Below are 10,602 nucleotides of genomic sequence, written 5' to 3' on the forward strand. Positions count from 1 at the left end.
GGGCCACCTCCCCATTTGTGCCCTTCGACAAGCTCAGGACAAAAATGGGGAGGACCGTAGTCGTCAGAGATCGACGCCGGCGGCAATGGCTTCGAGTTTGCGCAGGCGTTCCTTGATGTCGCTGAGGTCGATCAGCCCAAGCGCGTGGTGGGTGCCATCCGCAGGGCGGGCGAGCTGGGTGCGCTGGAGATCTAGCCAGCCGTTCCATGCGGTGAGCGCGGTGCGGGCGAGGATCGCGAGGCCGACAAGGGCGGCGAAAGCGAGCACGGCTGCAGTTGTGAAAGGCATGTCAGGCTCCTTTCGGCGGGATCAATGTTCGCGCAGGGCTTCGATATCCTGCGCGAGGCGGCTGGCATCGTGGCCATCGGTGAGGATGCGTTCGAGCACTTCGACGCGCTTCCTGAGTTCGATGACTTCGCGTTCAAGGGCAGGGTTCGCATTGCGGGCAGCCATCGCTTCGGCAATCGGACTGCCAAGCCCGGCGCGGTAGCGGGCGCTGCGCATATTGGCGAAGGCAATGATCGCAACAATCGCGACAATGGCGCTCCAGAAGCTCATGAAAGTGTCCTTGAAGGTAAGGGGTTCAGTTGGCGGCAGCGGTGCGCAGGTCTTCGATCTCGGCGGCGAGCGCGGCGGCGCCCTGCCCTTCGCGGTCGGTGGCGATGCGTTCGAGCACGCGGACGCGGGCTTCGAGCTTCTGCGCCTGCGCGGCGAAGTGGGCGGCCTGATCGGCGCTTTCCTTGGCGGCGAGTTCTAGCTTGCGCTCCTTGAAGGCAAGGCGGCGCTTGTAGACATCGGCGGCGACTCCGAAGATCGAGATGAGCCCGATCATCAGCGCGGCAAAGGCAATGGCTTCGGCGGCGTTCATTGCTTGGTGCTCCCCTGGCCGCGAAGGGCCTCGATCTCGTGCGTCAGATGATAGCCGCTGTCGGTGACGATGCGCTCGACATTGGCGAGGCGGTCCTTGACCGAGCCGAGTTCGGCGCGCAGCTGCGCGTTTTCCTGGCTGAGCAGCTTGATCCGCTCCAGTTCCTCGGATGCGGTCTTGGGATAGACCGCCTGCCCCCATGCACCATCCAGCGGGTAGCCATGGCGGACGCGCATCCAGGTGGTGAGGACCCAGCCGACCACGCCGGCGATGGTGACGGTGCCGACCAGCGGCATGAGTTCGCCCAGTTTCGAGAGTTCTTCAGGGCCCATCAGTTCCTCCTGTGCTCGATCGCTTCGCCGCGAAGCGCCTCGATCTGGCTGGCGACATCGTAGCTCTTGTCGGTGACGATGGCTTCGAGGACACGGACCCGTTCCTCCAGCGCCTGCGCCCTGGCGGCGGCCTGCGCCCCAATCTGATTGGCGCTTTCGGTGAGCGTGGAGGCGCGGATTTCCTCGAGCTTGCGCTGGTGCTTGGTCCAGATCGCGATGATCGGGATGAGGAGCGCGAGGACCGGGATCATCAGCGCGATTGTACCGTTGTCCATTGGAGTTCCCCCAAGGTGATCCGGCGCTTACCGGAGCTTTTCGATTTCGGCGGAGAGGCGCGGGTTGCCCGATACGTAGAACTGCTCGACCTCGGCGAGGCGGCGATCAATGTCGCGGAACGACGAGCGCACTTCGCGGGCCGTGCGGGAGGGCGACTGACGCACGCCCTGCCAGAACTTCTGCTCTTCGCGGTCTGCGTAGAGCCGGGCCGGCTTCTTTTCAGCGAGGAAGCCCAGCGCGAAGTAGATCAGGAAGGGCCAGCCCATCGAGAAGGCGAGGACGATGAAACCGAGGCGGACCCAGAGGACATCGATCCCGGTGTAGTCGGCAATCCCCGAGCAGACGCCCATGAACTTGCCATTGACCTTGTCGCGATAGAACTTGGTGCGCTGGGGCAGCTGGTTGCTCATTTGGAAGTCCCCCTCTGTGCGGCGAGCATGCGGTCGAGCTCGCGCAGTTTCTGGTTGTCCTCGTCGCGATCGGGCAGAAGGCGGGCGGGACGGAATTCGGGATTGTCGGCAGCGACGAGGCGCTCGACGGTATCCATGCGCTCATCGAGCCGGCGGGCGAGCTGGTAGAGTTCCTCCAGCAGCGCTTCGTCCCCCGAGGTGAGCGTGGCGGCGGTCTTCCACTTGGTGATGTAGTGGAGCACGACCCAGGGGAAGGCGATGAACAGCGAGACCATCGCGATCAGCGGAACGACGATGTCTTCCATCGGTCAGCCCTCCTTCTTCTCACCGAGCGCGCGCTTCATCGCTTCGAGTTCCTCGTCGACCTTGTCCTGCCCGGCGAGCGCGGCGATCTCGTCCGCAAGGCTGGCGGGCTGGCCATCGGCAAGGCTGAGCGCATCGGCGCGGCCTTCGGCATAGTCGACGCGGCGTTCGAGCTGGTCGAAGCGGGCGAGTGCCTCGTCGACGCGCTCGTTGGTCATCAAGGTGCGCAGGCGGACGCGGTTCTCGGCGCTTTCGAGGCGCGCGGCGATCGCGGTCTGGCGGCTGCGGGCTTCGCGCAGGCGCGTCTGCAGCTTTTCGATGTCGGCCTCGTAGGCACGCATCGAGTCGTCGAGAATGGCGATCTCGCTGCGCAGCTGGGCGCCCATGTCCGCGGCCTTGTTCTTTTCGACCAGCGCGGCGCGGGCGAGGTCCTCGCGGCCCTTCGAAAGAGCGAGCTGGGCCTTGTCCGCCCAATCGGCCTGGAGCCTCTCGAGCTTGGCGACGTGGCGGGCCATCTCCTTCTGATCGGCGATGGTGCGGGCGGCCGAGGCGCGCACTTCGACGAGGGTTTCCTCCATCTCCATGATGATCATGCGGATCATCTTGGCCGGGTCATCCGCCTTGTCGAGCAGGTCGTTGAAGTTGGCGGCGATGATGTCGCGGGTGCGGGAGAAGATGCCCATCAGGTTGGCTCCGGTGGCAAAAGGCGTGAATGGCCGTGAGGTCTCGTTGTCGTGCTGGCGTAGCGCACCAAGCTCGATTTCGAAACGGGATTGCGGGCGCCCGCCGGCAGAAGGCCGAACGGGCGTATCGGCGCCCATCAGGCGAGCTCACCCGTGATCGCGGCGCTCGAAGCGACGACCGAGGGGGTGGCAGCGGCCGAAACCGGGCGGGTAGCGACGGCGACGTTGAGCGCCAACATTGCAGCGATGCTGATCAGCGCCGCGCGGCCGAGCTGGGTCGAGAAGAAGCGGGCAGTGTACATCGGTAGTCTCCTGTCAGATCCCGTTGCCGGGTATGCACCATGCTATGCAGGAGGCGTGCCAATTCGCGTGAAGCGCGCAAAATGCGCGGTTTCGGCGGATCGGCGGAAATGCTTATATGGGAATTCTTGCCTAGGTTTGGGAAATTCTGCTACTCCTAGGCGCGTTCACAAGGGTGGGGTTCCCCATGGATCGCGAAGTCCAGTTCATCGGCCAGTCGAGCGCGTTTCTGGATGCCGTGGAGCGCGCCAGCCGAGCCGCGCCGATGCGCCGCCCGGTGCTGGTGATCGGCGAGCGCGGGACGGGCAAGGAACTGATCGCCGAACGCCTCCACCGCCTCTCGACGCGGTGGCAGGAACCGCTGGTGACGATGAATTGCGCGGCGCTCCCCGAAACGCTGATCGAGGCGGAGCTGTTCGGCCACGAGGCGGGCGCCTTTACCGGGGCGACGCGGGCACGGGCGGGGCGGTTTGAGGAAGCCAACGGCGGCACCTTGTTCCTCGACGAACTGGGCACGCTTTCGATGGGCGCGCAGGAACGGCTGCTGCGCGCGGTGGAATATGGCGAAGTGGCGCGGATCGGGGCGAACAAGCCGATCACGGTGGACGTGCGCATCGTCGCGGCGACCAACGAGAACCTGCCGCGAATGGCAGAGGAAGGCCGCTTTCGCCCCGACCTGCTCGACCGGCTGAGCTTCGAGGTGATCACCCTCCCCCCGCTGCGCGTGCGCGAGGGCGATGTGGCGGTGCTGGCGGACTACTACGGGCGGCGCATGGCGGCGGAACTGGGCTGGCCTGCGTGGCCGGGGTTCGCCGCGCACGTCAGCGAGCAGATGGACAAGTATGCCTGGCCCGGCAACGTGCGCGAGCTGCGCAACGTGGTGGAACGCGCGGTCTATCGCTGGGATGATCCGGGCCGCGCGATCGGGCATATCCAGTTCGATCCGTTCGAAAGCCCGTGGCGGCCTGCTGCCCTGATGGGGGCGCCGGTGCCGGCGCGTTCGGCAGCGGTGGACCGCCCTGCCCCGGCGGCGGTCGCCAGCGATTTCGACGCGGTGGCGGACCTGCGCAGCGCGGTCGATGCACACGAGCGGGCCATTCTGGAGCACCATCTCGGGCGCAACCGGTATAACCAGCGGCAGACGGCGAAGGCGCTGGGGCTGACCTATGACCAGCTGCGGCATTGCCTGAGGAAGCACGGGCTGCTGGAGCGGGGGGAAGTGGCGTAGATTCTCGTCATTGCGAGCGAAGCGAAGCAATCCAGAGCGGATGAGCACGACCCTCTGGATTGCTTCGCTTCGCTCGCAATGACGAAGTGTTGGTTTAGCGGGGATGTCTCGGCGCGGGATTCAGTCCGCAGGCGCGCTCAGCGCGATGCGGTTGCCTTCGCTGTCTTCGATCTCGGCGACGAAGCCAGCCTCGCCGATGTCCTTTTTGGGATAGAGCACCTTGCCGCCATTGGCCGTGGCGCGGGCGAGGACCGGGTCGATGCTCGGCACATCGAAATAGAGGATCGCGCCCGACTTGGTGGGCACATAGACATCGCCCTTGGCGAGCGCGCCGCTGGCGCCGGGCTTGCCATCGGCGCGGGGGAAGAAGGCCATGGCATAGCCATCGACGTCCTGACGGGCGAGCTTCGTCTCGAACACGGCCTCGTAGAAGCGGACGGCGCGGTCGATATCGGTGACGGGGATTTCGAAGTGGACGACGGGGTTCATCGGGAGCCTCGGTGCCGGGCCGTTGGCGCTGAGCAGGAGCGCGGCAGCAATCGGGAGGAGGAAGCGCATGGGGTGAGTTTCCGTTTGGCACGGGGTCTTGTCAATCGGGCAGCTTTGCACCGCGCGCGCAAAAGCTCTAACGCCGCGAACCGATGACGCTCACCCGCCTCACCTTGCGCGATTTTCGCAACCATGCCGCGACGCGGCTGGAGGGGACGGCGCGGTTCAATGTGCTGATCGGGGAGAACGGCGCGGGCAAGACCAATGTGCTGGAGGCGATCAGCCTGCTTTCGCCCGGGCGGGGCCTGCGGCGGGCGCAGCCGGCGGAAGTGGCGGGGCGCGGCGGGGACGGCAGCTTTGCGGTGGCGGCGGAACTGGAGGACGGCGCGGTCTTGCTGGCGACCTCCACGTCTCCGGCGGCACCGGGGCGGCGGACTGTGCGCATCAACGGCGCGGATGGTCCGGCGGCGCGGCTGGGCGAATGGCTTTCGATCACGTGGCTCACCCCGGCGATGGACCGGCTCTTTGCCGAAGGCGCCTCGGCGCGGCGGCGGTTTCTCGATCGGCTGGTGCTCGCGGTGGAGCCGGGGCATGCGCGGGCCGCGAGCCGCTATGAAATGGCGCTGCGGGAGCGGGGCCGTTTGCTGGAGGCGCCGGGCGAGCCCGATCCGCTGTGGCTCGACGGGATCGAGGCGGGTCTGGCCGAAGCGGGGGCGGAGCTGGCGCGGGCGCGGATGGCGCTGATCGCGGGGCTGACGGAGACACTGGCGGACCTGCCCGAGGCGCCGTTTGCGCGGCCGGGCCTGGCCTATGTGGCGGGCGGGCCGGTGGAAGTCGATGCGCTGCGAGGGGCGCTACGGGAAGGCCGGCGGCGGGACCGGGCGGCGGGGCGTACGCTCGTCGGGCCGCACCGCGATGATCTGGGCGTCAGGATGGAAAGCAAGGACGCACCGGCAGCGGATTGTTCGACCGGTGAGCAGAAGGCGATGCTGATTTCGATCGTGCTCGCCCATGCCGCGCTGACCAAGGGAGCGCGGCCGCAAGTGCTGCTGCTCGACGAGATTGCCGCGCATCTTGATCCGCTGCGCAGGGCCGCGCTTTACGAGCGGCTGGGCGAGGCCGGGGCGCAAGTGTGGATGACGGGGACGGAACTGGCGCCGTTCGAACCGCTGGGGGCGGATGCGGCGGTGTGGCGCGTGGCGGATGGGGCGGTGGCGCGGGGGTAGATCCTACGGGTCGTCATTGCGAGCGTAGCGAAGCAATCCAGGGCGGTAGTGCGCGGCGCTCTGGATTGCTTCGCTACGCTCGCAATGACGAAGTTTATGTGGAGATGGTCAGAGTGGGCCCTATCGCTCCGTCGTCGCCTTGAGCGCCTTGGCCACTTCGTCCTTGGTGGCCGCGACGATCTTGTCCACACCCGCCGGATTGGGGTGGACGTGGTCGTCCAGCATCAGTTTGTCGTTGCCGATCACCGCTTGCAGGAAGAACGGCACCAGCGGCGCTTTGTGCTTGGCGGCGAGCGCGGGGTAGATCGGGTTGAAGGCAGCGACATAGTCCTTCCCCATGTTGGGCGCGGCGAGCATGCCGGTGAGCAGCGCGGGGATCTGGCGCTTGTCGAGTTCGGTGAGGATGGCATCGAGATTGGCGCGGGTTTCGGCGGGGGGGAGGCCGCGCAGCATGTCGTTGCCGCCGAGGCCGACCATGACGAGTGCGGGCTTGCGCCTCTGGTTGTCGAGCGTGAAGGCGAGGCGCTCGCGCGCGGCGGCGGTGGTATCGCCCGAGACGCCGGCATTGACGACGCGGGCCTTCACGCCACTCGCATTGAGCGCGGCTTCGAGGCGAGGCGGATAGCCTTCGCCGGGAGCGAGGCGGTAGCCGGCGTAGAGGCTGTCACCGAAGGCGAGGATGACGGGGGCGTCTGCCGGGATGGCGGGGGCGGTGCTGGCCTGCGCTTTCGGGGCTTCGGGGGCTGGCGCGCTCTGCGAGCAGGCGGCGAGAGCAAGAACGATGAGGGGCAGAAGGCGGCGCATTTGAGTCCCCGGCATAAGAAACAGTTCCACCTACCCGTTCGTCCCGAGCGAAGTCGAGGGACCTGTTCGAGCGAAGCCGAGAACTTGCGTGGGGCCTCGGCTGCGCTCGGCCGTTTGTCCCTCGACTTCGCTCGGGACGAACGGAAATGGGGGTGCGCCTTAGATCAGGTTGCACCATGCAACTGATCTATGCCAATGTCGACAGGTGACAAGCCCCTCCCCCGCTTCGCCCCTTATCGATGCCCGCCATATCACGCTCAGCCTTGGTCAGGGCGAGGCGCGGGTGGACGTGCTGCGCGGAGTGAGCCTGAGGGTGGAAGCGGGCGAGCGGCTCGCGCTGCTGGGGCCTTCGGGTTCGGGCAAGAGCTCGCTGCTGGCGGTGCTGGCGGGGCTGGAGCGCGCCGGCGGGGGTACGCTGACGGTTGCGGGACAGGACTTCATGGGCCTTTCGGAAGATGCGCTGGCGGCGGCGCGGCGGGGGCGGATCGGGGTGGTGCTGCAGGCGTTCCACCTGCTGCCGACGATGACCGCGCTGGAAAACGTGGCGACGCCGCTGGAGCTGGCGGGGGAGCGCCATGCGGCGCCGCAGGCAAAGGCGGCGCTGGAAGCGGTCGGCCTCGGGCACCGGCTGGGGCACTATCCGGCGCAGCTTTCGGGCGGCGAGCAGCAGCGCGTGGCGATTGCCCGCGCGCTGGCGCCGCGTCCGGCGCTGGTGTTTGCCGACGAGCCGACGGGCAATCTCGACCATGCCAATGGCGAGGCGGTGGCGGACTTGCTGCTGACGCAAGTTTCGGACGCGGGCGCGACCCTGATCATGGTGACGCATGACGAGGCCCTGGCCAGGCGCTGCGGGCGGATCGTGCGGCTGGAGGACGGGCGGATCGTTTCGGACAGCGCGGCGTGAGCTTCGTCAGGCCCCTTGCCCTCTTGCCCGTCCGTCCTGAGCTTGTCGAAGGACCGCTCTTTCTGGCTGCGCGGCGTGTCGGCCAAGAACAAGAACAGCCCTTCGACAAGCTCAGGGTGGACGGGGTTTGTGGCGAAGGGTGGTTCCTGTGAACCGGTGGGCTATGGCCTGGACTCTCGCGCGGCGGGGGCTTGACTGGCGGTTTCGCGGCCTCAGGCTGCTGATCGTGTGCCTTGTGCTGGGGACGGCAGCGCTTTCTGCAATCGGCACGCTGACAGGCGGGATCGGGCGCGAACTGGCGGCGCGCGGGCAAGCGATGCTGGGCGGCGATCTTGAGCTGACGCTGGCGGGGCGTGAGGCGGCGGCGGACGAGCTGGCGGCGATGCAGGCGCTGGGCACGGTCTCGCAGGGAACACGGCTGCAGGCGATGGCGCGGCGGGGTGACGATGCCGCGCCGGTGGAGCTCAAGGCCGTCGATGCACGGTGGCCGCTCTACGGGCAATTCAAGGTGAACGGCGGGCGCGTAGCGGGTGCGCCCAAGGGGATGACCGCGTGGATCGACCCCGGCGTGGCCGACCGGCTGGGGGTGAAAGCCGGGGATCACTTGCGCGTCGGCGACGCTGACCTGGTGATCGGCGGGGTGATCGCGGGCGAGCCGGACCGGCTTTCTGAAGGCTTTGCGCTGGGGCCGACGGTGATCGTGAGCGAAGCGGCGCTGAAGGCTTCGGGGCTGGTGCAGGTCGGCTCGATGGCGCGATGGAAGTACCGCCTGCGCCTGCCCAAGGAGGCCGATGCGGCGGCGCTGGCGGATGCGTTCAAGGCGCGGTTCGTCAATTCGGGCTTTCAGGTGAAGACGCGCGACAAGGCCTCGCCGGGGCTGGACCGGTTCGTCGAGCGGATGGGGCGGTTTCTGGTGCTGGTGGCGCTGGCGGCGCTGGGGATTGCGGGCATCGGGATCGCGGGGGGCGTTTCCTCGTATCTCGAAATGCGGCGGGCGAGCATTGCGACGTTGAAGATCCTTGGCGCCAGTTCGGGCGACGTGGTGCGGATCTTCCTGCTGCAGATTGCGGCGGCGGCCTTGGCGGCTATTGCCTTGGGGCTGGCGCTGGGGGTTGGCATCACGCCACTGCTGGCGCGCGCGTTGGAGGGGCTGCTGCCGATTCCGCCGGGCTTTACCGTGGATGTGGGTACACTGGCGGTGGCGGGCGCCTATGGCCTGCTGATCGCGCTGACCTTTGCCGCGCCGCCCTTGCTGGAAGCGCGGCGGGTGCCGGCGATGGCCCTGCTGCGCGCGCGGGTGGCGCCGGTTGGCGGAGGATGGCCGAAGAACTTATGGCAAGTGCCGCTGTGGGTATTGCCGGTCGGGCTCGGGCTCACGGGCATTGCCGCCCTCGCCGTGCTGACCTCACCGCAGCCTTGGCTTGCAGCGGGGTTCCTCGGCGGTGCGGCGGCGGTGTTTGCGCTGCTGGCGCTGATCGGGCGGGCGCTTTCATGGGGCGCCGCGCGGCTGCCTCGCCCGTCGCGACCGTTGGCGCGGATGGCGCTGGGGAACCTGCACCGGCCGGGCGCGCAGACATCGGCGCTGGTGGTGGCGCTCGGCTTTGCGCTGGCGGCCTTCGTGCTGCTGGCGGCGGTGCAGACCTCGATCGACGCGAACATTGCCAAGCGCGTGCCGGAGCGGGCGCCAGATTACTTCGTGCTCGATGTGCCGAGGGGCGCGGGCGCGGAGACGTTCAAGGCGCTGGTCCGGCGCGAGGCGCCCGGCGCGGCGGTGCGGATGGTGCCGGCCATGCGCGGGACGGTGCTCGCCTATGGGCCGGAGGGTGCGATGACCGATGTCGCCACCTTGAAGGCGGTGCCCGACGAGACCTGGCTGCTGCGCGGCGACCGGGGGCTCACTTATGCGGACGAGGTGCCGCCGGGCAACACGCTGACCGCGGGGCGCTGGTGGCCGAAGGATTACAAGGGCGAGCCGCTGGTCTCGGTCGATGCGGATCAGGCGGGGGCGATTGGCCTCAAGGTGGGTGACAAGCTGCGGATCAGCCTGCTGGGAACCGAGCGCGAGGCGCGGGTGGCGTCGCTGCGGCGGATCGACTGGTCCTCGTTCGGGTTCAACTACGCACTGGTGTTCAGCCCCAATGCGCTCGAGGACGCGCCGCATACCTACGCCGCGACGATTACGCTGGCCGCGCCCGAAAAGCGCGATGCGGTACGCCGCGCGATCCTTTCGGGGCTGGTCAAGGCGCTGCCGGAAAGCTCGGTGATCGAAGTGGGGCCGGTGCTGGGGCAGGCGCGTACGCTGCTGGGTCAAGTCGGCACGGCGATCTTCGCGGCGGCGGGGGTGGCTGTGCTGGCGGGGCTGGCCGTGTTGGCGGGCGCCATCGCGGCGGCGCGGGCAGCGCGGCAGTATGACAGCGTGATCCTGCGCGTGCTGGGCGCGAGCCGGGGGCAATTGCTGGCGCTGCTGGCGGCGGAATATGCACTGCTGTGCGCCGTGCTGGCGCTAGTGGCGCTGGCGCTGGGCGGCGGGACGGCGTGGCTGGTGATCGTGGAACTGTTCGAGTTTGACTGGGCGCCGGACTGGGGCCGCGTGTTCGCGGTGCTGAGCGGCGGCGTGGCGCTGGTGATGGTGCTGGCGGTGCTGGGCTCGCTTTCGGTGCTGCGGACGCGGCCGGCCGAGGCGCTGCGGGCCTTGTGATCTGCTTCCCCTCCCCCGGTCGGGGGAGGCCGGGTGGGGGTGCGCCACGTTTGCCAGAGAGGCCGAGGCCCCCCCCCCCCC

At 68.2% G+C, this 10,602-nt stretch carries 15 protein-coding genes; 4 read left to right on the forward strand and 11 right to left on the reverse strand.

Annotated features, from left to right (window positions below; all coding sequences use genetic code 11):
- Window positions 1-63: 63 nt before the first annotated feature.
- Genes IP83_RS18495 through IP83_RS20765 form a run of 9 tightly spaced genes read right to left on the reverse strand, consistent with a single transcriptional unit; the run spans window position 64 to window position 3,174 of the window.
- A complete protein-coding gene (locus IP83_RS18495; protein ID WP_054123711.1) occupies window positions 64-288 on the reverse strand; it encodes a hypothetical protein in 225 nt (74 codons plus the stop codon).
- 21 nt (window positions 289-309) lie between these two features.
- Window positions 310-558: a hypothetical protein gene (locus IP83_RS18500; RefSeq protein ID WP_054123712.1), complete on the reverse strand. Its 249-nt coding sequence runs from the start codon at window positions 556-558 to the stop codon at window positions 310-312.
- A 25-nt stretch (window positions 559-583) separates the two neighbouring features.
- Window positions 584-868 (reverse strand): hypothetical protein, encoded by a 285-nt coding sequence (locus tag IP83_RS18505; RefSeq protein ID WP_054123713.1) that lies wholly within the window; start codon window positions 866-868, stop codon window positions 584-586.
- Entirely contained in the window at window positions 865-1,200 is a 336-nt protein-coding gene (locus tag IP83_RS18510; protein ID WP_054123714.1) for a hypothetical protein, read from the reverse strand. Before IP83_RS18510 ends, IP83_RS18505 begins: the two co-directional genes overlap by 4 nt.
- Window positions 1,200-1,475, reverse strand: a complete 276-nt coding sequence (locus IP83_RS18515; protein WP_054123715.1) for a hypothetical protein — start codon at window positions 1,473-1,475, stop codon at window positions 1,200-1,202. Before IP83_RS18515 ends, IP83_RS18510 begins: the two co-directional genes overlap by 1 nt.
- 27 nt (window positions 1,476-1,502) lie before the next feature.
- A complete protein-coding gene (gene pspC, locus IP83_RS18520) occupies window positions 1,503-1,886 on the reverse strand; it encodes an envelope stress response membrane protein PspC (RefSeq protein ID WP_054123716.1) in 384 nt (127 codons plus the stop codon).
- Entirely contained in the window at window positions 1,883-2,191 is a 309-nt protein-coding gene (gene pspB / locus IP83_RS18525) for an envelope stress response membrane protein PspB (protein WP_054123717.1), read from the reverse strand. The genes pspC and pspB overlap by 4 nt, the downstream gene beginning before the upstream one ends.
- Before the next feature lie 3 nt (window positions 2,192-2,194).
- Window positions 2,195-3,010: a phage shock protein PspA gene (gene pspA, locus IP83_RS18530; RefSeq protein ID WP_082364844.1), complete on the reverse strand. Its 816-nt coding sequence runs from the start codon at window positions 3,008-3,010 to the stop codon at window positions 2,195-2,197.
- On the reverse strand, window positions 3,010-3,174 hold the full coding sequence (locus IP83_RS20765; RefSeq protein WP_171955305.1) for a hypothetical protein: 165 nt from the start codon (window positions 3,172-3,174) through the stop codon (window positions 3,010-3,012). The genes pspA and IP83_RS20765 overlap by 1 nt, the downstream gene beginning before the upstream one ends.
- Before the next feature lie 185 nt (window positions 3,175-3,359).
- Between IP83_RS20765 and pspF the strand changes: the two genes are divergently transcribed.
- Complete coding sequence (pspF, locus tag IP83_RS18535) at window positions 3,360-4,400, forward strand: phage shock protein operon transcriptional activator (protein WP_054123718.1); 1,041 nt, start codon at window positions 3,360-3,362, stop codon at window positions 4,398-4,400.
- A 120-nt stretch (window positions 4,401-4,520) separates the two neighbouring features.
- Here the strand turns inward: pspF and IP83_RS18540 are convergent, their stop codons facing one another.
- Window positions 4,521-4,958 carry a VOC family protein gene (locus IP83_RS18540; protein ID WP_197274449.1) on the reverse strand — a complete coding sequence of 146 codons (438 nt, stop codon included), beginning with the start codon at window positions 4,956-4,958 and terminating at the stop codon, window positions 4,521-4,523.
- Window positions 4,959-5,041: 83 nt separating this feature from the next.
- Here IP83_RS18540 and recF point away from each other — a divergent pair, with 83 nt between their 5' ends.
- Complete coding sequence (recF, locus tag IP83_RS18545; protein ID WP_054123719.1) at window positions 5,042-6,115, forward strand: DNA replication/repair protein RecF; 1,074 nt, start codon at window positions 5,042-5,044, stop codon at window positions 6,113-6,115.
- A gap of 120 nt (window positions 6,116-6,235) precedes the next feature.
- Here recF and IP83_RS18550 read toward each other — a convergent pair whose 3' ends face one another.
- Window positions 6,236-6,919: an arylesterase gene (locus tag IP83_RS18550; RefSeq protein ID WP_054123720.1), complete on the reverse strand. Its 684-nt coding sequence runs from the start codon at window positions 6,917-6,919 to the stop codon at window positions 6,236-6,238.
- Window positions 6,920-7,124: 205 nt separating this feature from the next.
- Here IP83_RS18550 and IP83_RS18555 point away from each other — a divergent pair, with 205 nt between their 5' ends.
- Together IP83_RS18555 and IP83_RS18560 are read left to right on the forward strand one after the other, a co-directional pair.
- The gene (locus IP83_RS18555; protein ID WP_054123721.1) at window positions 7,125-7,823 is read left to right on the forward strand and encodes an ABC transporter ATP-binding protein; all 699 of its coding nucleotides are present in this window, start codon (window positions 7,125-7,127) and stop codon (window positions 7,821-7,823) included.
- A 163-nt stretch (window positions 7,824-7,986) separates the two neighbouring features.
- Entirely contained in the window at window positions 7,987-10,521 is a 2,535-nt protein-coding gene (locus tag IP83_RS18560; RefSeq protein ID WP_054123722.1) for an ABC transporter permease, read from the forward strand.
- Window positions 10,522-10,602 lie beyond the last annotated feature (81 nt).

It is taken from the genome of Novosphingobium sp. AAP93 (genome assembly GCF_001296055.1).
Taxonomy (GTDB): domain Bacteria; phylum Pseudomonadota; class Alphaproteobacteria; order Sphingomonadales; family Sphingomonadaceae; genus Novosphingobium.

Excerpts from the sequence above, each read along its gene's own strand:
- IP83_RS18495 (WP_054123711.1), bottom strand. The coding sequence starts at position 288 with ATGCCTTTCACAACTGCAGCCGTGCTCGCTTTCGCCGCCCTTGTCGGC.
- IP83_RS18500 (WP_054123712.1), bottom strand. The coding sequence starts at position 558 with ATGAGCTTCTGGAGCGCCATTGTCGCGATTGTTGCGATCATTGCCTTC.
- IP83_RS18505 (WP_054123713.1), bottom strand. The coding sequence starts at position 868 with ATGAACGCCGCCGAAGCCATTGCCTTTGCCGCGCTGATGATCGGGCTC.
- IP83_RS18510 (WP_054123714.1), bottom strand. The coding sequence starts at position 1,200 with ATGGGCCCTGAAGAACTCTCGAAACTGGGCGAACTCATGCCGCTGGTC.
- IP83_RS18515 (WP_054123715.1), bottom strand. The coding sequence starts at position 1,475 with ATGGACAACGGTACAATCGCGCTGATGATCCCGGTCCTCGCGCTCCTC.
- pspC (WP_054123716.1), bottom strand. The coding sequence starts at position 1,886 with ATGAGCAACCAGCTGCCCCAGCGCACCAAGTTCTATCGCGACAAGGTC.
- pspB (WP_054123717.1), bottom strand. The coding sequence starts at position 2,191 with ATGGAAGACATCGTCGTTCCGCTGATCGCGATGGTCTCGCTGTTCATC.
- pspA (WP_082364844.1), bottom strand. The coding sequence starts at position 3,010 with ATGGGCGCCGATACGCCCGTTCGGCCTTCTGCCGGCGGGCGCCCGCAA.
- IP83_RS20765 (WP_171955305.1), bottom strand. The coding sequence starts at position 3,174 with ATGTACACTGCCCGCTTCTTCTCGACCCAGCTCGGCCGCGCGGCGCTG.
- pspF (WP_054123718.1), top strand. The coding sequence starts at position 3,360 with ATGGATCGCGAAGTCCAGTTCATCGGCCAGTCGAGCGCGTTTCTGGAT.
- IP83_RS18540 (WP_197274449.1), bottom strand. The coding sequence starts at position 4,958 with ATGCGCTTCCTCCTCCCGATTGCTGCCGCGCTCCTGCTCAGCGCCAAC.
- recF (WP_054123719.1), top strand. The coding sequence starts at position 5,042 with ATGACGCTCACCCGCCTCACCTTGCGCGATTTTCGCAACCATGCCGCG.
- IP83_RS18550 (WP_054123720.1), bottom strand. The coding sequence starts at position 6,919 with ATGCGCCGCCTTCTGCCCCTCATCGTTCTTGCTCTCGCCGCCTGCTCG.
- IP83_RS18560 (WP_054123722.1), top strand. The coding sequence starts at position 7,987 with ATGGCCTGGACTCTCGCGCGGCGGGGGCTTGACTGGCGGTTTCGCGGC.